The following is a 23,849-nucleotide window of genomic DNA, read 5'->3' on the forward strand; positions in this document are numbered from 1 at the left end:
TCGATTCACTTCGCGTCGGCTTTGCAAGCAAAGCCTTATCTCACTCGTTGTTCAGTTTTCAAAGATCAAATTCTTTTTCGTTTCCGCCGAAGCGTTTCATCGGCGACAACTTTTATAGTATATCATCTTCGGCGTTTTTATGCAAGCTTTTTTTAAATCTTTTTTTAAGCTTTTCGCTTGCTTCAGAAACACATTATCGTGTTTTCTTGGCCGGAATTAGAATATACCATGCATAAATAAATAATGCAACCCTTTTTTATAAAAAACTTTCCTTCAACAATAAATCCCTCTCTTTTACCAACACGATCATCAACTCAGAATCCTAGTATAAGGCTCAAACTTTGCGCAGGTGATCCAATGCACCAGTCCTGCTTCCCCATTTTATAATGTAAGAAAAACGTCGAGCCCCATACTTCTAAAAAAATAAACCGCACTTTGACAGTGTTTTTCTAATGATATCAGATTCCCCTTACTGCGTACTTCATAAAAAAAGCCGTTCTCCCCTCCAGCGAGAGGAAAACAGCTCTGTTTCTTCTATATATAGATACTATTCGGAGCCCAGGAAAACAAAGCGAATGATAACGATGATTGCAAGCACCCACATCAACCAGTGGATTTTCACATCACGCTTCATAATGAACTTTGCGAAGATACCCAGAATTACGTAAGACATGATACCTGCCGAGATACCATTGGCGATACCGCCGGTGAATGGCATCAGCACAATCGTCAAGAACGCAGGGAAAGCCTCAAAGAAATCATCCCATTCAATGTTGCGAACCTGGCTCATCATCAGCACGCCGACGACGATCAGTGCCGGAGCTGTCGCGGCGGAAGGAACCACCAGTGCGAGCGGAGCGATGAACAGGGATAGAATGAACAGGATACCTGTCGTAACGGCCGTCAAGCCTGTACGTCCGCCTGCCTCAACACCTGCCGTACTTTCAACAAACGCCGTAACCGTACTTGTACCGAGAACCGCACCTGCGCTGACGCCGACAGCATCGACCAGCATGGCTTTCCCGATTGTTTTCTCGCCTTTTTCCTTGTTCTTCATCAGGCCGGCACGGGTAGCTGTACCCACCAGCGTACCGAAGGTATCGAACAATTCAACAAAGGTGAAGATAAATACGATATCAAACAAACCGATATGAAGTGCACCCTTCAGGTCCAGCTGGCCAACAGCCAGGTTGGAGAACGAAGGAATCCAGTTGGCATGAGTCAGACCGCTCAGGTCCGTTACACCCATTGGAATACCGATCAGCGTAGTCACAACGATCCCGATCAAAAGGGCGCCTTTCACGCGGAGCACCATTAGAACGGCGATAAACAGAAGGCCAATCAAAGCCAGAAGAGCATCTTTATGTGTAAAGAAATCGCTAAGCATCAAGTTAAATCCGGAGCCGCCGATCGGCTTGCTTGCATCGGTACCGGCATTCACGCTAACGGAGATCAGGTTGCTCAGTTTGAAGCCAACGACGGCGATAAACAAACCGATACCAACCGTAATGGCACTTTTCAAGTTTTGCGGAACAGCAGTCATCAGCATTTGACGAACCTTGGTTACCGTCAGGATGATGAAGATGATACCCGAGATAAATACCGCACCGAGTGCCGCCTGCCAGGTAATGGCTCCATTCGAGCTGAGAACCACCGTCATAAAGTAAGCGTTCAGCCCCATGCCCGGTGCCAAGGCAATCGGAATATTGACGAACAATCCCATGATAATCGTAACCAGACCTGCACCGACAGCCGTTGCGAAGAATACGCCCTCATTCGGAATGCCGGCACCGCCCTCGCCTAGAAACAACCCGTTGACGAACAGGATGTAAGCCATGGCCATGAAAGTGGTCAAACCTGCGATAATCTCTGTTCTTACATTCGTTCCGTGTTCCTTTAATTTAAAGAAACGCTCCATTGTAACTGAATCCCCCTTAGAAAATTGAGTCAGGACGACAAAAAAGCCCGCAGACCGTTTCGATCCGCAGGCATTATGCATAAAAGAAAGAGAGTTCGTCCGTGCATGCGCCTATCGGTGGCCTTACAAGTAAGGTGCGCCAAGCGCTGGCAGGTTATCCGTCATCTCTTCTTTTCGTAGCCAGATCATTACGGTGATCTCGTAGAAACTCCCGGGCCAATTCCCGGGATTATACGAAAAAGATTTATATAATTGTCGTTTCTCACAACATTTATTCTAGGGAGACGGACGAAAATTGTCAATAGAAAAAACGAATATTCAAACAAATGAATATACTTAACGTTCGGAAATGGTGAGCTTTAACGAATACTACTCAATTTCAACGATCAGTTCGATCTCTACCGGCGTATTAAACGGCAATTCATTGGCCGAGATGGCCGAGCGGGCGTGCTTTCCTTTTTCGCCAAAAACCTCCACCAGAAGCTCGGAAGCCCCGTTAATAACATACGGCTGTTCAACGAATCCATCGGCGGAATTGACGAAAGCCAGCATTTTGACGACCTGCTTCACGCGGTCCAGATCTCCCAAATGCTCTTTAAGCACCGAAATCAGGTTAATCATGACCTGGCGTGCGGCGTCGTATCCCTGCTCAACCGTGAGGTCGCTTCCGACTTTGCCGGTGTATTTCAGCTTGCCGTTGATCCGGCAGTCATTGCCGGAGGTGTAAACCAGGTTGCCGACGGTTTTGGCCGGTACGTATTCCGCTACGGGAACAGGCACCTTTTCAAGAACGATTCCTTTTTCTTCAAGAATTTTTTCGATTTTAGCCATGATCCATTCATCTCCTTAGTGGTTTGGTTGCCAATTAGGCATTAGTTCCGGCAGCAGTGTTGAACCGGTATAAAAGCACCCGGGCGCTCATGCGTATGCCGCTGTTGCTCCATCGTTTTTCGTCCGCCCACAAGCACCGCGGATATGCCGTCCGGATAACGGATCGGGTCTTGGTATGTAGCCGTGTCCGAAATAGTCGCCGGATCGAAAATGACGATATCCGCCGCGTAGCCCGGAACGAGAAGTCCTCTCTTGCCGAGCTTGAACCGCTGCGCGGGAAAAGAGGTCACCTTGCGCACGGCCTGCTCCAGCGTCAGAATACGGCTGCTCCGGACATATTCCGCGAACAATCTCGGAAAGGTTCCATAGGATCGGGGATGCGGCTTGCCGGTAACGCAGCCGAGGCTGTCCGATGCGATCAGGGAGTAATCATAGCGGATCACTTCACGCACATCGTCCTCCGACATATGAAAATAGACGATCGATACCTGTCCGTTTTCACGGGCCAGCAGCTCAAGCGCGGTATCCTCCGGATCCATGCCCCAAAGCTCGCTGATCTCCTGAATATGCTTGCCCTCCAGAAGCTTGCCGGCAGCAGACGGAACAGAGGAAACGAACACGCTCTGCCAGCCGGTCGAGCATACCAGGTTATCCCAGGACGTTTGCTCTTCCCGCAATTCCTCTTTAATCTGTTTTCGGATCGAAGGATCGGCAATCCGCTGCAGCGTGGCTTCGATTCCGCCCTCCAGCACCCAAGGCGGCAGCACGGTCGTCAGCGTGGTTGAACCCGCGGAATACGGGTATACGTCACAGGTGACATCCATTCCCCGGCTTCTCGCCTCATCGATCAGCGCAATGGCGTCCTGCGTCTGGCCCCAATTGATCCGGCCTGCCGCCTTCAGATGACTGACATGCAGGGATACGCCGCTTTGTTCCGCGATCCAGATCACTTCCCGCACCGAAGCGAGCAGATTGTTGCCCTCGCCGCGAATGTGGGTCGAGAAAAGGCCTCCGTATGCCGCGACAACCCTGCACAGCTCTGCCAGCTCTTCTTTTGGGGTATAGTTGCCCGGTGCATAGAGAAGGCCAATAGACAAACCGATTGCTCCTGCCTGCAACCCGGCCTCCAGCAGCTGCTTCATCCGGTTCATTTCTTCCTTCGTGGCCGGACGGTTCGCAAATCCCATCACCGAGATGCGCAAAGCGCCATGGGCCACATACGTGGCGACATTTTCAGAAGCATGCGATTTCGCCAAATGCTGCAGGTATTCCTCGATCGTTTCCCAAGGCCATGGCCAATCGGTTCGGCCAATAACGGGCTCGATATAGCTTTTGAGCTCGGCAGCCCTGTCTTTGAAATAAGGAGCCGGCGCCAGGCCGCAGTTGCCCACGACTTCCGTGGTGACGCCCTGCTGCATTTTAAATTCGCTTTCGGGCTGGTCCAATATCAGCAGATCGGAGTGGCAGTGCCCGTCAATAAAGCCGGGGGCCACTACCTGCCCCTTCGCGTCAATCCGCTCCAAAGCTTCGTCATCGGTTCTGCCCACATGGGTTATGATGCCGTCCTTGATGCCGAGTTGTCCAAAATACCACGGGTTTCCCGTCCCATCCACGAGTCTCCCGTTTTCAATGATGATATCGAGCATTTGCCCTTCCCCCCGCTTCTCTAGGCCAGCTTCCCTCTTGCCAAGACAGGTACGGCCCGAATTACGCCTTCCTTCGTAACGTACACCTCGTTATGCAGATTAACTGTCGGGCAAATATGGTTGGGCACGATCGACAGCACATCTCCGACATGCAGTCCATGCGGGCCGCTGGTGCGAATCATGCCGTGCTCTTCATTCATTTTTTCAAAGACTGCATCCGGAAGCTCCACGATTTCGCCGAATCCTTTCAGGTGAAGCGGAGGCTGCCCAGGCTGGACATCGGTCGCAAAGGTTTTGCTGCCGCCGTCCACGACGAGCCGGTCTTCAGCGGGAACGCTTACAATGGTGACCAGAACTTTGGCAGCCCAGTCTTCTTTCGAGCAGGCTCCCATGACGGCGAGCATCCGGTCGTAAAAGATGTAGGTTCCCGGACGGATTTCCGTTACCCCTTCAACGGCGGCCGCATACGGCGCGGTTGGCGTGGATCCGACGCTGACGTCGCGAATATCGATGCCTGCGGCACGCAGCTTCTCCGCCGTAGCCACCATAATGCGTCCTTCCTCCTGACCTGCAGCCTCCAGATCCAGCGTGCCGCTGCCTTGGTAAACGGCCCCCTTGAACGTGAAAATACCGCTAAGATCGAGTCCCGGAAGCGCAGCGATGTTCTGAGCCAGCTGAAGCGCCCGGTCTGGCGATATGCCCGTGCGTGCAAGGCCCGTGTCGATCTCAAGCCGGACCGATAGCGTCACTCCCGCCGCGACGGCTTCCCTCGAAAGGTTCTCCGCCCCTTCCATGCTTTCCACTCCGACGATGACATGAATTTGGTGCGACAAGGCAATGATTCGTTTGATTTTGGACGGCGAGATTACCGGGTAGGCGATAAAAATATCCTTCACGCCGTGCTCCGCCATAATTTCCGCTTCGCCAACCTTGGCAGCCGTAATGCCCTCAGCTCCCGCAGCAAGCTGCCTGAGCGCGATTTCCGGGATCTTATGGGTTTTGATGTGCGGACGAAGCCTCACTCCATTATGAGCGGCAACGCCTGCCATCTGTTCAATGTTATGCTGTACGACATTCTCATCAATCACAATACAGGGTGTTTCCAACGATTCTATAGTTAACACGCTTTAACTTTCCCCCTCTCGGATGTGATGGTACTTAGACCCATTATATACGATATACGAAAGGAGATCAGGAAATAAATAATAAAAAACAACGAAATGGATACATTACCATACATGAAAGGCAGGTGCTCCCCCGTATGTATACACCCGATTCCGATATCGAAAATAACGATGTTTCTACCGTACAGTCGCAGCATAATGACCTGATTCCCGAGGAGTTTCCCGAGGGGCCTTACGGATCGAGCCTCATGTCAGAATCCTTGGGCAAAAGCTCGCCCTGGCGTGAAGGCCAGCACAGCCCAAGGCGGTTCGGCTACGAAAACCAGGAGCTGCACGAAACTGAAGGAAGGCATTATCCAAGCGAAGACCCGGTTCCCGAGAATTCCAAAAGCGAGGATGAGGAATAAAAACGGGGCAGACATTCCAAGCAGCTTCCGGTACAAGTCGTACCGGAAGCTGCTTTTGATTCGTGGATAGGCCAAAATTGAAAAATCCGTTTCCCTCACTAGAGGAAAACCGATGATAGAAGCCGTGCATTGATGCGGAGAAGGTCATCCCAACAGCTTCAATATATTTTGTGGAAGCGAGTTGGCTTGGGTATTGTTACCAGGATAAAAAAAGCATCAAAGTCAAAGCAATTATATAAAAAATACTCCCTTCTAATTGCGTTATAGCAAATAGAAAGGAGTATTTTTTCACTTCTCTATTAATGCAGCCTATTCCCACTCAATCGTTGCAGGCGGCTTGGAGGTAATGTCGTACACGACGCGGTTGACGTTATCCACTTCGTTGACGATACGCACCGAGATTTTCTCCAGCACATCCCAAGGGATACGTGCCCAGTCGGCAGTCATACCGTCGATGGACGTTACTGCACGGATGCCTACGGTGTAGGAGTACGTACGTGCATCCCCCATAACGCCGACGCTCTTCATGTTCGGCAGGGCCGTGAAGTACTGCCAGATTTCGCGGTCAAGACCCGCTTTGGCGATTTCTTCGCGCAGGATGTAGTCGGAGTCGCGCACGATAGTGAGCTTCTCTTCGGTGACTTCGCCCAGTACGCGGATGGCCAGACCCGGACCCGGGAACGGCTGACGCCATACGATTTCTTCCGGAAGTCCGCATTCTTCGCCGACCTTACGCACTTCGTCCTTGAAGAGGGTTTTAAGCGGCTCAACCAGCTTGAACTTCATGTCTTCAGGCAATCCGCCGACATTGTGATGGGACTTGATCGTTTGGGCCGTTGCTGTTCCGCTTTCTACAATATCCGTATAAAGCGTGCCTTGGGCCAGGAAATCAAAGTCGTCAAATTTGGCAGATTCCTCATCGAATACGTAAATGAACTCGTTGCCGATGATTTTACGTTTTTTCTCCGGATCGTCTACGCCCTCAAGCTTGCCGAGGAAACGGTCGCGGGCATCGATTTTAACGACCTTCATATCGAATTTGCCGACGAAGGTTTCCATGACGCTCTCGGCTTCGCCTTTGCGCAGCAAACCATGGTCAATGAACATGCAGGTCAGCTGATCGCCGATTGCTTTATGAATCAGCATCGCAACCACGGAAGAATCCACGCCGCCGGACAGAGCGCACAGCACCTTGCGGTCGCCGACTTGGTCGCGGATATCACGGATCGCATCATCGATGAAGGTTTCCATGCTCCAGTTGCCTTCGCAATGGCATACCTCGTACAGGAAGTTCCGGATCATCTCGTTCCCGTTCACGGAGTGGCGCACTTCCGGATGAAACTGTACAGCATACAGCTGCTTGTCCATATTGCTCATCGCTGCGATCGGCGCCGATTCCGTGCCCGCATCCAGCTTGAAGCCTTCCGGCAGCTCGACAACATGATCCCCGTGGCTCATCCAAACGGTTTGCTTGGACTCGAGTCCTTGAGTTAGAACCGTATTCGGAGCAAACTCCAGGTCAGCTTTGCCGTATTCGCGCTTCGCAGCGCGTTCCACTTTTCCGTTCAGCTGATGAGCCATCAGCTGCATGCCGTAGCAAATACCGAAGATCGGCACGCCCACGTCATAAATCGCCGGATCCACATGGGGTGCATCTTCCGAATATACGCTCATCGGTCCTCCGGAGAATACGATCCCTTTCGGGGAAATCTCACGGATTTTCTCGACCGGTGTATTAAAAGGCAGCAGTTCGCTGTATACTCCCAAATCGCGAATGCGTCGTGCAATAAGTTGATTGTATTGTCCACCGAAATCCAGGACAACGATGATTTCATTTGGCTTGTTCATTAACGTGCCTCCCTCAATTGTTGAAATTAATTATACGCAACGATAATTCATACCGTCAAGGAAACCGGGACGGTAAGCTTATGCCACTTTTTTGGAGATCCACAGGCAGCGGCGCATGTAAGCGATACACCGGCTTCGTTCCATCGGACCTGCGTCATAAGCTATCTTTTCCCAATCGGCCGTAAAATCGTACAACATCTCGCGTATTTCTTTCATCTCAACAGGAAGGCTGTCCACGTACTCTCTGACCGTACAGCCGGCAGGAACCGCCCCATAACGGGTCGCCAAAGCCCGCCATACCGGATAAGCGCTCACCAGCAGCTCATCCCTGTCCGGAAAGCGGCTTCGCCTGATGTGCAGACGAATCCATAGCGGCACCAGCCTCAGCGATGGCATCAGCCAGACCACAACCAGGGCAAGCGAGCACACCGCCATCCATGCCGCTCCCATTACGAGCTTGCGGCTCCACATGAAATCAATCGTCCGCAGCAAGCCCTTTTCGGCCCATAAAGAAGCTTTCAGCAGCAGCTCCCCGCCGGTGGCCGACATCTGATGGAAAGACGAAGCCGGCCGGGATGCGCTGGCGGAGAGCCCGAATCCCGGCGTCGGATCGAACGGAATCCAGCCGGACTCCGGAAAATATACCTCGACCCAGGAATGGGCATCGCCTTCACTGACCTGATAACGACCCGGCTGAACCGGATCCGCTTTGCCCGGCGCAAAGCCTTTGACGTATCTTGCTGGGATCCCTTCGCTCCTGAGCAGCACCGTCATAGCAGTCGAGAAATGGTTGCAATAGCCCGCATGGGTCTCAAACAAAAAGTCATCGACGAAGTCTTCTCCCTCCGGCGGTACCCGGGTCTTCAGGGTATAGGATTCATGCGCTTTGAGGTATTTCTTCACCGCATCCACCTGCTCAAAGCGGTTTGCTGCACCAGCCGTGATCTCGTCAGCCAGATCCCTGACGCGCTTAGGCAGCGCAGTCGGCAGCTGCAGATAGCGCTGCCGGATCTCTGCCGGGTCTGAGCCGCCGCTTTCGCTTCGAAGCCTTTGCGGGCTGGTATCCGGCAAGTCCACCTTCACGGTATACCCTTCCACTTGCGGCTGTCCCTTTTCCAATATGACCTTGACGCTTCCGGCCCCCCGGTTCTGTTCAATCGCCGTCGGCAGTGCCGCACCTGAAGTCGACAGCTGCATGTCCACGACTTGCGTAATCCTGCCCCCGCCAAACAACGGAAAGCTCTGCATGAGGGGCTGCTCAAACGTGATTTGCTGCGTAATATTCTGTAAGTCGTTACGGGGTTGGTCAGCCTGCCCGCTAATCAAGCCCGGCACATAGCCGGTCTTGGTGTCGCCTTCCGGTTCCGACCATTTTCTCCCGTTGTATTCACTTAAGCTCTCGCCGCGCCAATACGTAGCTACCGGTGTGATCGCCGTAAAATAAATGCGGCTGCCTTGCTGCAGCGGAAGGCCCATGTCCTCCTCCTCGCCTGACAGATTATACCCTGTCACTGCAGCCGCTTCTCCCCCGTTGTAGCCGTTTCGAACCCAATCCGCCAAATGTTCGGCAGCCTGCTGCATCGAAATCCGCGAGGCAGACTTCGGCTGTGCCAAACTGCCTGCAAGCCAGCTGCTCCAGACCAGCACAAGAACCGCGGCCGCGAGGGAAAAGCCCCACTTGTTGTACAGCGATCGGGTCATCCCCTCTGCCTTCCCGCTTTCCCTCAGCCGGGACAGATGAACCATCCCTTGCAGCAGCAGGACCATCGCGCTGGTCCGGATCAGATCATCATATACCGGCAGGCTCAGCAGCGTTTCCAGGCAGAACAAATAAAGCAGCGTCGCACCCGCAAAAAGCAGGACGCTGCTGCGGAGCAGAGCCAGCGACTGAACGGAGTATACGAGCAAAGCCCAGCCGATCATCAATACCAGCATGCGCGTTTCCTGGCTCATCCCGGAAAACTGTCCAGTTGAAAAAAGCAGCTCCGAATCCTGCCGGAGCAAGGAAAGGGTCGACCGAAGCCCAAACGCTTCGCCGCTCTGCCGGATGACATACCCCCATGCTCCCACAGTGCAAACCCCATAGAGGAGCAGGGACAGGCCACTTCGGCTGCAAAACAGGCCGAGCAAAAGCAGCAGCCCGGTGAACAGATACATCACGCCGAACCACTCTTTGCTGACAGCCATCACATCCAGCGGCTTCAGCGGGAGCAGCCATTCTACGAAAAGCCCCATCAGGGGCAGTGAAATCCAAATCCGCTGCATCAGCGGGGTTTGATTGTTCTCCATTTATACCACCCCCTCGCCCAAAGGGGATGCTTCAATCAGCCCGACTCTTGCAGTCATGTCCTCGCGAACGGCAAAGACCCCTGCCCCCGTTCGGGATAGCTGCAGTGCTGCGGCAAATGCCGGACTTCCGCCCGCCTCCGCGGCCAGTCGGCTGCTCGGGGTATCGCCTGAATTGGCGTACAAGGCCGTGCAGTAGAAATCAACCTGCATTCCTTGCGCAGACAAGCATGCGGCTGCCTCGGCTGCCGGCTTGTCCGGGATACCGGTCACGACGATGATCCGTATGCCCGGCGTTCGGTTACGCATGACGTCCTCCAGCAGGGATGCAAGCTTTGTTTCCCCGGTCAGTTTAACCGTGGACAAGACCGCAAGCATTCCGGCATAGGCTTCGCGGCTGTCAACTTGAGTACCGCATCCGGAACCGGCTGCAGCTATGGCTGCGCCATCCGCCCCATCCGGCATCCCGCTTAAGAGTCTGCTCCGCACGCCGCATCGCATCAAATCACCGAGAATGCCGGCGGTCGCGGATACGGCCCTTTCAAAAGCGGCGCTTCCTTGAGATTGGCGTTCTTCTTCCGAACCGACGCTCGAAGCGTAACCTTGAACAGAACGGTCAAGCACGACCCAGCAGAAGGGATCGCGCTCATCCTCGGGCATATAAGCATGAAGACTGCCGCGCTTTGCCGAGCTCTTCCAGTCAATGCGGTTCAGCGGATCGGAGGGCTGATAGGCCCTGACCTCCGGGCTTTTGGCACCGCTCCGGTGCTCTGCGGTCCATATCGGCTGCAGCGCAGCCTGAGCCGCGGCCGAAGGCAATTCCAGCGTTTCTCCGATCGGCAGCGGCCTCGGGAGCACCCGAATGCGTGCCTCACCTTCGGATCGCTGTACCCTGCGGCCGTGAAACCAGCCGAACAGCCCGCCCCATTCGAGAAGGCAGGCCTCAAAGGAATATACCCCCCGCGGCAAATGGTGCAGCTCACAGCGGTATTCCAGCCGGCGCCGGAAGCCGGGAAACAACACCTGCCGGCTGCTTCCGCCGGTAAAGTAATCTTCCACGGCAAGCCACGGAACCGGCAGGAATGACCGGAATTCCAGCTGCACATGCATGACGGCAGTTTCGCCGGCGGTAATCACCGGATCGGGCAATAGGCGCTTCACGCGGATTCCGCGCGGTCCGAGCCACTGCATCAGGAGTCCGGAAATAACCATCATGCCGGCAAGGAGAAGCAAATACAGGGCCGATGCTCCCCCGTGCCACAGGTAAAACGCAGCCAAGCCGCCAAGAACAAGCCCGCCCATACACCACTCCACCAGCCGCCTTCTCATGGGCGCGCTCCTTTGCGGGCTGCCAGCGGCATGGGAATCTGCGACAGCAGCTCATGCACGATATCCTCGCCCCGCGTTCCAGCCAGAACCGCCTCGGCGCTCAACATCAGGCGGTGAGACAACACCGGAGCCGCGACGCGCTTGACGTCGTCCGGAATGACGAAGGTGCGCCCCGCCATATAAGCTGCAGCCTGGGAGGCCAGCATCCAGGCAAGCGTTCCGCGCGGGCTGATCCCGAGCTGAAGCTTGGCATGCCGCCTGGAGCTATCCGCGGCCTGCACGAGCAGCAGCTTAATGGAATCATCCACGAAGACGCCCTTCACTTCGCGCTGCATAGCCTCCATTTCCTCAGCCAGCATCACCGGCTTGACCCGCTCCAGCGGATGTACCCCTTGCATGCGGGACAGAAGCTCAAGCTCCTGATCCGGCTCCGGATAACCCAGCTGGATCTTCATGAAGAAGCGGTCCAGCTGCGCCTCGGGCAGGCGGTACGTGCCTTCAAATTGCAGCGGGTTTTGAGTTGCCAGGAGCAAAAACGGACACGGCAGCGCATAAGTAGTGCCGTCCACCGTAATCCGGCGCTCCTCCATCGCCTCGAGCAAAGCGGACTGCGTCCGGGGCGAAGCGCGGTTCAGCTCATCCGCCAGCACGAGATTCGCCATCAATGGACCGGGACGAAATTCGAATGTGCCGTTATGCTGGCGGTACACGGACGTTCCCGTCACATCCGCCGGCATCAAATCATACGTAAACTGGATGCGTCCGAAGCTCGCGCCAAGGCAGGCTGCAAGCGCGCGGACAAGCATCGTTTTGCCCACGCCGGGCATATCCTCGAGCAATATGTGCCCTCCGCATAGCATGGACATGAGCGCGAGGCGGACCTGGGGCTCTTTTCCGACGATCACGGTTCCCACTCTGGCTATCACCCGTTCCAGCAGCTCGGGCGCAAATTCTTGACGTTGTATAGAAGGAGTAGACAATTTCATGACCTCCGTTCATGATTGGAGTCGATCCCTTAAGGGAATCTATGAAATCTAGTCTCTCCATAAATGGAAGGAAGTAGACATGCTTGGCTTTACGATTTTAATAGATTGTCAGGAAGATGCTGCATCACCTTACTCGGCGCATGTTCAGAATATCTTGATCCGGCGCTCCTCGCCCGTCTCGGAAGCATTTATTTTCATATATCCCGCTTTTTCGAACAAGTCGCGGACAGGTACCCAGACCGCTTCATTCATGATGCTCACGGATGTCGGCTCTCCGGCCCCCGCTTTGCCTGATGAAGAAACGGACATCAATCCGGAACGCGTATCGATATGCAGCGTCGTTCCCGTGTCGGCCGACAGGGTAACGTCCACGGTCTGGGTTTGTGCGTTCCAGGCGGCCGTTCCGCCCAGCCTCTCTGCCACTGCGCGTACCGGTACCCTATAGCGTCCGTCCTCATACAGGTATTCCCCAGATTGCAGCGTCGTTTCCATCCCGCCCACTTCCAGCCGGAGCGGCTTGGCGTTTGCGAACAGAGCGCTATTTCCAGCCACGTGGGACTGAACCCACTCCGCGCTCGGGGCGCCGCGCTTCAGCTGTTTAGCTTTATCGCTCACCTTGAACTGTACCAGCGGTTCCCGGTCGGGCGAAAGAACACCGAACTGATACCCTTTGGCTTTGTACCAAGCGATAATCTGCGGCAGCGCCTTTACGCTTTCGCCGTGCCCGCTCCCGTCATGCATCAGCAGCACGACCTGATCCGATTTGACCGGCGTTTCGGCCCCTTGAATGATCTCCGAAGCCGGCACCCCGCGGCGCTTGGAATCCCCGCTGTCCACGTTCCAGTCCGTGACCACGTATCCGCCTTGCTTCATTAGGCGAAAATAAGTATCATCGAAATGCCCGGCCGTCCCGCCGGGCGCCCGCACCAGCTGCGGCCTCATGCCGGTAATGCGGTTAATCTCCTCTTCCGTTCTTTTGATCTGATCCCAGAAGACAGGAAATCCGCTATAAAGTTCGGTATAATTATGATCATAGGTATGATTGCCTATAACATGTCCTTCTTCGAAGATGCGCTGCAGCAGCTCGGGATAACGCTTCACCTGCTCGCCGAGCACGAAAAAGGTGGCATGAATATTATTTTTTTTCAAAATATCGAGAACGCTGCCGGTTAAAGCACTCGGTCCGTCGTCAAACGTAAGGTAGATGGTTTTTCCACCGGAGGCCGGTGCAGGCTTAAGTTTTGAAACAGCAGCGGATGCATTCAGGGGCTGGACCTGCTTTTGTTCTTTCGTCGGCTGAACCGAGTCCTTCGCAGCCGCTAGGCTCCGGGGACCGTAGGGGACTTCTCCTGCAAAGAAAAAGAACGCCATCAGCAGCATGGCAACAAGCACGCAGCCGCTTTTCTTGCCTTGCAGCAATCTTTTAAACATGACGAATACCTCCACTATTTCTATGAATTCTGCTTTCTGGTAGATTATATGGTGGAGGATGTCAGAATAGACTTGGCATCTCTTCTTTTTATATAAAGCAAACACTATCTGGAACTGGTTTGGAGTGAGACCGCTTGGAACTTTTAAAATGGATACAGCTTTTGTTTGGCGACTACGGCTATATTGTCCTCTTTTTCGGGCTGGTGCTTGAATTCATCGCGCTGCCCTTCCCTGGAGAAACGACCATGGCTTATGCCGGATATCTCTCCTATGCAGGAAAGCTTCATTTCGGCTGGCTGCTGCTGCTCGCCTTCCTGGGCACGACCATCGGCATTACGATCACGTACGTTATCGGCCTGAAGGCAGGCCTTCCTTTTATACAGCGTTACGGCAAATGGGTGCTGTTGTCCGAGCACAAGCTGGAGCGGGCCCAAAAATGGTTCAACAAATACGGGCAAAGCCTCGTATTCCTCGGGTACTTCATTCCGGGCGTTCGCCACTTCACCGGTTATTTTGCCGGCATGATCGCCCTTCCCTTCCGCAAATTCGCGCTGTACGCCTATAGCGGCGCGCTGCTGTGGGTCGTACTGTTCCTCAGCATCGGCAAAGTGTTCGGACCGCAGTGGAACATGGCTTTTCATGCCGTGGAGAAATATTCGATCTGGATCGTGGGGACCATTTTGGTCGTCCTGATCTCCCTCGTCCTTTACCGTTACCGGCATTCGCTGGCCAAGCTGCTGCGCAAGCTCAAAGCCAAACCGGTTTCCAAGCCTCGATGAGTTTAATAACCGTCTGCAATATACTTTCGGTTCCCAAAAAAAGACGCATCCCAGTGGATGCGTCTTTTGTCTGCTTTCATTTTCGATTTTCACTTTGATCAACCTTTGGCTTCAACGGCTCCTTGGACTTTCGTCATTTCCGCCTTCAGGTTCTCTTCCTGAGGTTTTGTTCTCTTGATGAAGAAGGCCAGGATCAGGGAAACCACGGTGAGCCACGTAGCGATAACGAACGCGTCGTCGATGCCATGCACCATGGACTGCGCGGTTAAGGTTGCCATTTGGGCTTTATCGGTCACTTTAGCAGCGCCTGCTTTGATGCCTTCGGTCACGTAATGCTTCGTTTGCGAAGTCATGACCGTCACCAGAATGGCCGTACCGATCGAGCCGGAAATGGTCCGCAGCGTATTGGACATCGCGGTGCCGTGCGCGTTCATGCTGCGCGGCAGCTGGTTCAAGCCTGCGGTTTGGATCGGCATCATCAGCAGCGACATGCCGAACATGCGGACCGTATAAATCGTAATCATATGCGCGTAAGAAGTATCCACTGACAGACGACTGAATTCGTAGGTCATGGCGGTCGTAATCGCAAGTCCGATGACGGCGAGCCAGCGGGCACCGATTTTATCGAAGATCGCGCCCGTAATCGGGGACATGATTCCCATCAGAATCGCGCCGGGAAGCATCATCAGACCGGATTCCATCGGCGTAAAGCCGCGGATGTTTTGCAGGAACAGCGGCATCAGGATCATGCCGGCATACATGGCCATCGTCACGATCACGTTGATAATGGTCGTGAGTGTAAACATGTTGTATTTGAAGATGCGGAATTCCAGCATCGGCGTTTTCGACATCAGCTGCTTCACAACGAAAGCAATCAACGCGATGGCACCGATAACGAGTGACCAAATGACTTCACTGCTGTTCCAGCCTTCAGTACCTGCTTCACTGAAGCCGTACAGAAGACCGCCGAAGCCGATCGTGGACAGGATAACCGACAAGGCATCGAATTTCGGCTTGGTCACCTTGGTCACGTTCTTCAGGAAGAAAATCCCGATGAGTGTAGCAATAATGGCAAATGGCAAAATAATGTAGAACAGAATGCGCCAGGAATGATGCTCTACGACGTAACCGGACAAGGTCGGTCCGATCGCCGGCGCCAGAATCATCGCAATCCCCATCATCCCCATGGCGGATCCGCGTTTTTCAATCGGGAAAATATTCAGGAAAACGACTGTCATGAGCGGCATCAAAATGCCGGCACCCGCGGCTTGAACCAAACGGCCGACCATCAAGACGGCGAAGGAAGGCGACAAGGCGCATATCAGCGTCCCGATCGTAAACAGGGACATGGCTGAAATAAACAATTGGCGGGTGGAAAATCTGGCAATCAAAAATGCGGTAACCGGAATCAAGACGCCGTTGACGAGCATGAAACCTGTGGTCAGCCATTGCCCCGTTGACGCCTGAATTCCAAGGTCATCCATAATTTTTGGCAGGGCCACATTCATCAGCGTCTGGTTCAAAAACGCTACAAAAGCGCCGATGAGCAAAGCGGCGATGATCGGCCCTTTTTTAATGTGCTCGATTGACTGAGCTTGGCTGTTATTCATAATGTACTTCTCTCTCTCCCTTTGTGTGTTAAGATGTCGACAATCTGCTGATGGGTATCTAGCAAATGGCGTCTGTCCTCTTCCCTGATATGTAAAAGAGGCTCAAGAAAGTCATTGCATACAACTTCTGCGCGTTTCCGCAATTCATCCCCTTCCTGCGTGTTTCTCAGCGTGATGGATCTGCGGTCGGTCTCGGAGCGCTTGCGCTCGACCATGCCTGCCTTGACAAGCCGATCCACGACGCCGCTTGTTGTGCTGTTGCCAATAAGAATTAAATCTGCAAGCTCCGTGAGTCCGATATCCGGATGCTCGCGGAGTGTGCGCAGCACTTGATATTGAATCCAGGTTGCTCCAAGCGCGCCGGCATCCTTCGAGAACAAATGGTAAAAGCTCAGATGCACTTGGCGAAACGAGTACAGCAATTCATGAATTTGTTCCTGCGAATCCAAAACCTGTTCACCCTGTTTCCTAATCAATTCCATGACCTAATATTTCGCATACGAATTAGTTTAATGCCAACATGTTTGCATGTCAATATAAATATACGAATAAATTTACATATGATTTTGCAACACTCTTTCAAGAATTAATGAAAATGCTTTCATTGGAAAATGAACAACTCCCATTACTTCTTCGCTCCTTTAAAACGGCCGCTGCCTGCTGACCAGTCATTTTTGTGGATCGCTTACGATATACATCTAGTAACATATCCTGTGTAACAACTACCGGTTATTCACGCCAAAAATCCCGGCTGGCTGTTCGCGAGAACAGAGCCGGGATATGCCGGTAATCTTGCCGCATTTCTATCGTTTACAGTAAGGACAAAATATGTTCGGTATGGCCTTTTACCTTGACTTTTCTCCACTCCTTCAGCAGCTTCCCCTTCTCATCAATGAGAAAGGTGGAGCGGACAATGCCCATGTATTCGCGCCCGTACATTTTTTTCAGCTGCCATACACCATAGGACTCACTGACTTGGTGATCCTCATCGGATAGCAGCAGAAACGGGAGCTCGTGCTTGTCCCGGAATTTCCCGTGGGACTTCACCGGGTCGGGGCTGACGCCAAGGACAGTGACGCCCTTCTCTTCGAAGGCGGAATGGAAATCGCGAAAGCTGCAAGCCTGATCGGTGCAGGTCGGCGTCATGTCTTTCGGGTAAAAATACAATACGACTTTACGGCCGCGGAGACGGCTGAGTGTGATCTCTTCTCCGTTTGAAGCCGGCAGTGTAAAATCAGGTACTTCTTGTCCAATCGTTAATTCCGTCATGATGCATGCGTCTCCTTTCGACAATGGATGACTGTTGGCGCTCTTTAGTTCGTTCTATAATAGATAGAAAGGCTGAATGAAAATACTGTATCAGCTCTTTTACGCCGGTAAAATTGATTGTATCCACAAAAAAAATTATAATAAATGAATCCTTATCCTACAAATGTCGATACAATCAGACAACCACCTCCTTTACCAGGATAATTGAAAGGAAGAGAAGGAATGACCTCAAGGAAAAAAACGATATTGTGGATCGTAGCCATCGTATTGGCGGCTGTTATCGGCTACGCGGTCTATTATTTTACTTCGATTTATACCGGTCTGCAGGGCCTGCAAAAAACCGGAGAAGCCTCTCCTTTTAAAAATGTAGCTCCCACCGAGGTCAAGGTAGCCGAGCCTCCTAAATGGGAAGGCACCGAGCCCGTCAACATCCTCCTCATGGGCGTCGACGCACGCGGCCTCAAAGAAGGCGAAGTTCCCAGGTCGGACAGCATGATGGTCGCCTCCCTCGATCCCGTCAAAAAACGCATTAATCTGTTTTCTATTCTGCGCGACACGTACACGAATATTCCTGAACATGGAAAAGAGCGTATCAACACCGCGATTACGCATGGACCGAATACGGCCATGAAGGCGGTCGGCGATCTGCTGGGCATCCAGATCCAGTATTATGTGTATACCGACTTCCAGGGCTTTATCAAGCTTGTGGACGCGGTGGGCGGCGTCGATTTCTATGTCGAAAAGGATATGTACTATCCCAGCACCGCGGATAAGCATGAGTACGACATTAACCTGAAGCAGGGGATGCAGCATCTTGACGGCACTACTGCGCTCCAGTACGTGCGTTTCCGCCATGACGCCACTTCGGACTTTACCCGTACCGAGCGGCAGCGCGCCTTCCTGAAGGCCGTGGCGGAGAAAATGCAGTCGACGACCTCGATCATGAAGCTACCCGATATATTGAATGACGTCAGTCCGTATATTGATACCAATTTGACCGTCAACGATATGTGGAAGCTGGCCAGCGTCGGATACAAAAGCCAAATGGCCGGCAGTGAGCAGATTCCTCCGATGAAGCTTCTGAAGGAAACGACGATTGGCGGCGCGGCCGTGTTGACCGTCTCGAGCGAGTCGGCGCTTAAAGATTACGTCAAGGACATCTTCAACAAGCCGGCGCCGGTCCCCGTTTCAAGCAGTGGCAAGACCGAATCCGAAACGAACGGCACCGGCACGAAAGACATCTCGACTGACCAACAGAACCGCAGCACGGGCAGCAGCGATTGAGGCTGCCCGCCTGCTTTTAACCCAGAAAGGAAGTTGAATCATCCATGAATCGTTCACGTTCAGAACATCTTTACCAGGAAGCACTCCAGCACATCGTCGGCGGCGTCAACAGCCCCTCCCGTTCATTCAAAGCGGTAGGCGGCGGGGCGCCCGTATTTATGAAGAGAGCCAAAGGCGCCTACTTCTGGGATGAGGACAACAACCGCTACATCGACTACCTGGCGGCATATGGCCCCATTATTACCGGACATGCCCATCCGCATATTACGGCAGCCATTACGCAGGCTGCGGAAAACGGCACCCTATACGGCACGCCGACCGAGCTGGAAATTAAGCTCGCACGGATGCTGAAGGAAGCCATTCCTTCCATGGACAAGGTCCGCTTCGTCAACTCCGGCACCGAGGCCGTCATGACGACGATTCGCGTCGCACGCGCCTATACGGGCCGGAGCAAGATCATCAAATTCGCCGGCTGCTACCACGGCCACTCCGACCTGGTGCTCGTAGCCGCAGGGTCGGGTCCTTCCACCCTCGGCACCCCGGACAGCGCCGGCGTGCCGTCCAGCATCGCCCAGGAAGTCATTACGGTGCCGTTTAACGATCTTGGCGGCCTGCGCGAGGCCCTGGACAAGTGGGGCAAGGATGTAGCCGCCGTCATGGTCGAACCGATCGTCGGCAACTTCGGCATGGTCATGCCGGAGAAAGGCTTCCTTGAAGGCCTCTGCCAAATGACGCATGACAACGGCTCGCTCGTCATCTACGATGAAGTCATCACGGCCTTCCGCTTCCACTACGGCTCCACCCAGACCTTCGCCGGACTTGATAACCATGATGCCATCAAGCCCGACCTGACGGCTCTAGGCAAAATCATCGGCGGCGGCCTGCCGATCGGCGCCTATGGCGGCAGCAAAGAGGTTATGGAACAGGTAGCTCCACTCGGCCCGGCTTACCAGGCTGGAACCATGGCCGGCAACCCGGCTTCCATCGCTGCCGGCATTGCTTGCCTGGAAGTCCTGCAAGGCGAAGGCGTCTACGAAGAAATGAACCGGCTTGCCATCAAGCTTGCCGATGGACTTCAAGCTTCCGCTGACCGTCACGGCGTGGCACTGACCATTAACCGTATCCGCGGCTCCCTGTCCACGCATTTCTGCGATCATCCGGTGACCAACTACGATCAGGCCCAAGATACGGATGGCGAAGCCTTTGCGGCGTTTTTCCGCCATATGCTGAACCGGAACATTAACCTTGCTCCCTCCAAGTACGAAGCCTGGTTCCTGACGACAGCGCATACGGACGAGGATATCGACGCGACGCTCGCCGCCGCGGAAGAGTCGTTCTGCGAGATGGGCAAGGAACGTAAGTAATCAATTTTGCTATAAATAAAAGGAACTGTCTCAAAGGCCGATCGGTCGAGGCAGTTTCTTTTTTGTTAGCCGTGGCTCCCCAAACAAAGCATTCCTGCTATCGCTTGTTCGGAATTGCTTCGTCCTCTCTGCTGCTTCGTGCAGAAAGCAGCTTTGCTTAATGAATACAGGAGCATTGCGAGAACAGAAAAAGCCCCCAAAGTTTGAGACGACTTTGGGGGGCCTTTGTTTGTATGCAGAATAATCAATTTGCACCCGCGTAGCGGAGGGGATGAACGATTGCGGAGAAGCGGAGCGAACGTTCACCCGGAGCGTCCTCCCGAACGCGCCAATCGGTTATTGCGCAGCTTTGATATTGTCAAAAAACTTCGTTTGCACGGTTTTGGCCGTTGCATCCAGCTGTGCTTTGGAATCCGTGCCTTTCTTCGAGAAGGACTCCTGCACGACGTTGGACATCGCGCCGTAGTAATCCTGCGTGCCGTATTGAGCTTCAGGCTTGCCGTCGATCAGGCTCAGCATCTTCTCGTCGTAACGGTATACATTGTCGTATTTGTCGTAGATGGCGTTCACTTTAGTCGCGTACTCGGAATTGTCGCTGAAGTAGTTCAGCGGAGCCGGCACGTAGTATTTGTTTTTGTCCTTACGTTCTTTAATGTTGGCATCCAGCGCTTCCAGACCTTTATCCGTGAAGTAGTCGAACGTGATATAGCGGAATGCGATTTCCTGTTCGTCTTTCGAAGCATTCGGGTTGATAACCAGATAGTTTCCGCCGAGAATACCGATGTGCTTGCCGCCTTTTTCCGCAGCAGGCATCGGATACGCGATCACGTTCTCCGGTTTCAGGCCGCCCTGGTTCAGCGCGGAGTCGATAATGTCATAGGCTCCCGCAATAACCATCGCCGTGCGTCCTTGCTGGAACGCATTCAGAGCGTCGCCCCAGCCAAGTGCCCAGTCTTGAGGAATCGCATTGGCTTCCCATCTCAGCTTCTTATAGAAGTCGAGTGCTTTAACACCCGCATCGGAGTTGAATGTTGCTGTATACTTGCCGTTTTCGTTCTTTTGGATTTCTCCGCCGGCTTCGAATAGGAAGTTCGTCCAGTTCCAGCCGGATTCATTGCCTTTACCCATCGGAGCAATACCGGAGATGCCTTTTTTGGCGTCGGTCGCGCCTTTGGCGACGTTGTACATGTCGTCCCATGTCCAGTCCATATCCGGCATCGGAACCTGCTTGGCATCCAGCAGTCCTTTGTTGATGACTGTAGACGTCACGTAACCGTTTTGCGTGATGCCGTACACTTTGCCGTCAACGATAAACTGGTTTTGCAGGAGCGGGTTCATCTCGTCCTTGTATTCCCAGCTGTTGTACAGGTCGCTGATGTCGGCTACCCAGCCGTGCTCGACCAGCATCTGAGCTTCCGTCGCGAATGTGTTATAGAAGGTTGGCGCTTCGTTCGAAGCCATTTTAATCCCGATTTCGTTGACGTTGTACTGCCAGTCGTCCTTGACGATCGTCACGTTCGGATATTTCTCGGTAAAGCGTTTGATTTTATCGTCTTCCTGCGCTCTGGCTTCTTTTTGGTCAGGCAGCGGATAGTGGATCTTGATCGTGACTTTTTTTGTAGTAATATCATCCGTTTTGGCAGGCTCTTCGGATTTGTTACCCGTATCGGTCGTGCTTTGCGATCCTTGATTATCGGCCGGTTTAGGTTCTTCCGCCGTTTTGGTGCCGCCGCACGCAGCCAGCATCGAAGCGGAAAGCATGAGACTGACGAGTACCATTGAGAACTTACGCATTGAAACTCCCCTTTTCGCTATTAAGTGTTGTTGCTCTTTCATCATAAGAGAGGAAACGCTATCACACGATGTCTAATCTTATGACCATCGTGTGCAGGCCTACGATATTCGTAGAATCTATCCTTTTACCGCCGACAGGTTCACGCTGCGCATGATAAACCGCTGGAATACCAGGAAGACGAGGATCGGCGGCACCATGACCATGAACAGAATCGTGAATTTGATGCTGTTGTCCATGCTGCGGGCATTGATGACATATTTGTAAATGGCGGTCGCCAAGGTGTATTTCTCCTCGCTGTGGAGCACCAGGGAAGGCCAGAACCAGTCGTTCCACGCTCCCGAGAAAATAAAGATCGCCAGCGTGGCGAAAATCGGTACCGACAGCGGAACCGCGATGCGGACGTAGCTCGTGACCTCGGATGCTCCGTCGATGCGCGCCGCCTCGAAAATTTCCGGATGGATACCGTCGAAAAAGTTCTTCATCAGCAGGAAGTAATACGCGCTCGCCCCCGCCGGGAGCCAAAACGCCCAGAAGGTGTTCAGCAGCCCGAGATCCTTCAGGTTGACGAAATTCGGAATCATGTAGCTTGAGGCCGGAATAAACAAAGTCATTAGAATAAAAAAGTAGATCGCCCGGTAGTACGGCACCTTCAGGCGCGAAATGCTGAAAGATGCCAGGCCGAGCACGAAAATCGTCATGAACAGGTTGCCGACGAAGACGAATATCGTGTTCTTCAGGAACATCGGCAGATTGATGTACTCCCAGCCTTCCTTAAAGTTGCTCCAGTTCCAGGTCTCCGGGAAGAAATGCGGCGGGAACGTGTTGACTTCCTGATTCGTTTTCAGGCCGTTAAACATCGTCATCAGGATCGGATACAGCATCGTGACGATCATGACGAGAATGCATAAAACCATGATGCCGTACACCAACCGGTTGAGCGGCTTTTTCAGATCGGAATCCGACAGGATGCCGCGTTCATGCTGCTTGCTCATATCAGTATTCCTCCTTGTTCAGCTTGTATTGAAGCAGCCCTACAAGGCTGAGCACGACGAACATCAGCATGCCGAGCGCGGTGGCCGTGCCGTAATCCAGACGCGTAAAGGCGTATCTCACGATCAAAAGCGAATAGGTCAAGGTCGCGTTATTCGGTCCGCCGTCAAGCAGGGCGAGCTGCGACTGGTAAGATTGCGAAGTGCCGATCACCTGCAAAATAAGCATCAATACGATCAAGCTGCGCAAGGAAGGAAGCGTGATATACCGGATACGGTTCCACACCCCTGCCCCGTCGATCTCGGCCGCCTCGTACCAATCCCGCGGAATGCTGAGCACGCCGGCCAGATAGATCAGCATCGCCGATCCGAACTGCTGCCATGTCTCCATGAATACGATCGCGATCATCGACCACTTGCTGTCCGAAATAAACGAAACCGGGTCGACGCCGAGCGCGCTCAGCAGCCCGTTGATCGGACCGACCGGATCATACATCCATCTCCACATGCCGTACAGCACCACGCCCGGAACGACGAAGGGCAGATACGCAGCGATGCGCGCAAAGCCTTGGAATCTGCGCAGCTCCGAAATCGCGATCGAAGCGACAATCGGCACCCAGAATCCCATGATCATCGTCAAGAGCATGTAATAGAGCGTATTTTTAACCGCCGTCCACACATCGGGATCATGAAACACCCGTACATAGTTGTCCAGTCCGACGAACGTGTTGCCCTTTACAAAGTCGATATTGTAGAAGCTGTACAAGGCTCCTTTCGCAATCGGTACCCATAAAAACAAAATGAAAATCACAACAGCCGGCAGCAGAAACATGTATCCCCAAAAGTGTTTGGTATAACGTCCTTTTCTTTTGGGTGATTTGTTCTCTATAACCGGCTGCAGCACTGCTCCTGGCTCCCCCATTTTTCTCCCTCATTCCTTGTTGATATCAAGC

General features: G+C 53.3%; 20 protein-coding genes and 1 riboswitch. Of the genes, 5 read left to right on the forward strand and 15 right to left on the reverse strand.

The features are described from left to right. Positions 1-236: hypothetical protein (locus tag PCH05_RS27565; RefSeq protein ID WP_218030538.1), on the forward strand; the 236-nt coding region annotated here is incomplete at its 5' end. A 311-nt stretch (positions 237-547) separates the two neighbouring features. On the opposite strand, the gene PCH05_RS18820 is transcribed toward PCH05_RS27565, so the two are convergent. The 4 genes from PCH05_RS18820 to PCH05_RS18835 all read right to left on the reverse strand — a co-directional run bounded on the left by PCH05_RS18820 (position 548) and on the right by PCH05_RS18835 (position 5,483). Then, on the reverse strand, positions 548-1,918 hold the full coding sequence (locus PCH05_RS18820; protein ID WP_127604683.1) for an NCS2 family permease: 1,371 nt from the start codon (positions 1,916-1,918) through the stop codon (positions 548-550). A gap of 157 nt (positions 1,919-2,075) precedes the next feature. Continuing rightward, a riboswitch (purine riboswitch) is annotated at positions 2,076-2,175 on the reverse strand. Positions 2,176-2,287: 112 nt separating this feature from the next. Then, positions 2,288-2,749, reverse strand: coding sequence for a RidA family protein (locus tag PCH05_RS18825; RefSeq protein WP_127604685.1), 462 nt, complete (start codon positions 2,747-2,749; stop codon positions 2,288-2,290). Positions 2,750-2,790: 41 nt separating this feature from the next. Continuing rightward, positions 2,791-4,395, reverse strand: coding sequence for an N-acyl-D-amino-acid deacylase family protein (locus PCH05_RS18830; protein ID WP_127604687.1), 1,605 nt, complete (start codon positions 4,393-4,395; stop codon positions 2,791-2,793). A 20-nt stretch (positions 4,396-4,415) separates the two neighbouring features. Further along, positions 4,416-5,483: an alanine racemase gene (locus tag PCH05_RS18835; RefSeq protein ID WP_246049740.1), complete on the reverse strand. Its 1,068-nt coding sequence runs from the start codon at positions 5,481-5,483 to the stop codon at positions 4,416-4,418. A 173-nt stretch (positions 5,484-5,656) separates the two neighbouring features. Here PCH05_RS18835 and PCH05_RS18840 point away from each other — a divergent pair, with 173 nt between their 5' ends. After that, positions 5,657-5,926, forward strand: a complete 270-nt coding sequence (locus PCH05_RS18840; RefSeq protein WP_127604689.1) for a hypothetical protein — start codon at positions 5,657-5,659, stop codon at positions 5,924-5,926. A 309-nt stretch (positions 5,927-6,235) separates the two neighbouring features. Here PCH05_RS18840 and guaA read toward each other — a convergent pair whose 3' ends face one another. From guaA to PCH05_RS18865, 5 genes are all read right to left on the reverse strand, one after another. Beyond that, complete coding sequence (guaA, locus tag PCH05_RS18845; protein WP_127604691.1) at positions 6,236-7,774, reverse strand: glutamine-hydrolyzing GMP synthase; 1,539 nt, start codon at positions 7,772-7,774, stop codon at positions 6,236-6,238. A 78-nt stretch (positions 7,775-7,852) separates the two neighbouring features. Beyond that, positions 7,853-10,063: a transglutaminase TgpA family protein gene (locus tag PCH05_RS18850; RefSeq protein ID WP_127604693.1), complete on the reverse strand. Its 2,211-nt coding sequence runs from the start codon at positions 10,061-10,063 to the stop codon at positions 7,853-7,855. Beyond that, positions 10,064-11,389, reverse strand: coding sequence for a DUF58 domain-containing protein (locus tag PCH05_RS18855; protein ID WP_127604695.1), 1,326 nt, complete (start codon positions 11,387-11,389; stop codon positions 10,064-10,066). It lies immediately after the preceding gene. Next, positions 11,386-12,375 carry an AAA family ATPase gene (locus tag PCH05_RS18860; protein ID WP_127604697.1) on the reverse strand — a complete coding sequence of 330 codons (990 nt, stop codon included), beginning with the start codon at positions 12,373-12,375 and terminating at the stop codon, positions 11,386-11,388. The genes PCH05_RS18855 and PCH05_RS18860 overlap by 4 nt, the downstream gene beginning before the upstream one ends. Before the next feature lie 144 nt (positions 12,376-12,519). Continuing rightward, positions 12,520-13,806 (reverse strand): polysaccharide deacetylase family protein, encoded by a 1,287-nt coding sequence (locus PCH05_RS18865; protein WP_127604699.1) that lies wholly within the window; start codon positions 13,804-13,806, stop codon positions 12,520-12,522. Between the two features lie 134 nt (positions 13,807-13,940). On the opposite strand from PCH05_RS18865, the gene PCH05_RS18870 reads away from it, so the two are divergent. Further along, a complete protein-coding gene (locus PCH05_RS18870) occupies positions 13,941-14,585 on the forward strand; it encodes a DedA family protein (RefSeq protein ID WP_127604701.1) in 645 nt (214 codons plus the stop codon). A 98-nt stretch (positions 14,586-14,683) separates the two neighbouring features. Here PCH05_RS18870 and PCH05_RS18875 read toward each other — a convergent pair whose 3' ends face one another. From PCH05_RS18875 to bcp, 3 genes are all read right to left on the reverse strand, one after another. Beyond that, entirely contained in the window at positions 14,684-16,195 is a 1,512-nt protein-coding gene (locus PCH05_RS18875; protein WP_127604703.1) for a DHA2 family efflux MFS transporter permease subunit, read from the reverse strand. Continuing rightward, positions 16,192-16,677 carry a MarR family winged helix-turn-helix transcriptional regulator gene (locus tag PCH05_RS18880; RefSeq protein ID WP_127604705.1) on the reverse strand — a complete coding sequence of 162 codons (486 nt, stop codon included), beginning with the start codon at positions 16,675-16,677 and terminating at the stop codon, positions 16,192-16,194. The genes PCH05_RS18875 and PCH05_RS18880 overlap by 4 nt, the downstream gene beginning before the upstream one ends. Before the next feature lie 328 nt (positions 16,678-17,005). Next, positions 17,006-17,464 carry a thioredoxin-dependent thiol peroxidase gene (gene bcp / locus PCH05_RS18885; RefSeq protein WP_127604707.1) on the reverse strand — a complete coding sequence of 153 codons (459 nt, stop codon included), beginning with the start codon at positions 17,462-17,464 and terminating at the stop codon, positions 17,006-17,008. Between the two features lie 222 nt (positions 17,465-17,686). On the opposite strand from bcp, the gene PCH05_RS18890 reads away from it, so the two are divergent. Then, positions 17,687-18,748, forward strand: coding sequence for an LCP family protein (locus PCH05_RS18890; protein ID WP_127604709.1), 1,062 nt, complete (start codon positions 17,687-17,689; stop codon positions 18,746-18,748). 44 nt (positions 18,749-18,792) lie between these two features. Then, complete coding sequence (locus tag PCH05_RS18895) at positions 18,793-20,112, forward strand: glutamate-1-semialdehyde 2,1-aminomutase (protein ID WP_127604711.1); 1,320 nt, start codon at positions 18,793-18,795, stop codon at positions 20,110-20,112. A 336-nt stretch (positions 20,113-20,448) separates the two neighbouring features. Here PCH05_RS18895 and PCH05_RS18900 read toward each other — a convergent pair whose 3' ends face one another. The 3 genes from PCH05_RS18900 to PCH05_RS18910 all read right to left on the reverse strand — a co-directional run bounded on the left by PCH05_RS18900 (position 20,449) and on the right by PCH05_RS18910 (position 23,818). Then, positions 20,449-21,906: an ABC transporter substrate-binding protein gene (locus PCH05_RS18900; RefSeq protein ID WP_127604713.1), complete on the reverse strand. Its 1,458-nt coding sequence runs from the start codon at positions 21,904-21,906 to the stop codon at positions 20,449-20,451. 117 nt (positions 21,907-22,023) lie between these two features. After that, positions 22,024-22,899 (reverse strand): carbohydrate ABC transporter permease, encoded by an 876-nt coding sequence (locus PCH05_RS18905; protein ID WP_127604715.1) that lies wholly within the window; start codon positions 22,897-22,899, stop codon positions 22,024-22,026. Position 22,900: 1 nt separating this feature from the next. Then, a complete protein-coding gene (locus tag PCH05_RS18910) occupies positions 22,901-23,818 on the reverse strand; it encodes a carbohydrate ABC transporter permease (protein WP_246049742.1) in 918 nt (305 codons plus the stop codon). Positions 23,819-23,849 lie beyond the last annotated feature (31 nt).

The sequence above is a fragment of the Paenibacillus chibensis genome (genome assembly GCF_004001045.1).
Taxonomy (GTDB): Bacteria; Bacillota; Bacilli; order Paenibacillales; family Paenibacillaceae; genus Paenibacillus_AQ; species Paenibacillus_AQ chibensis.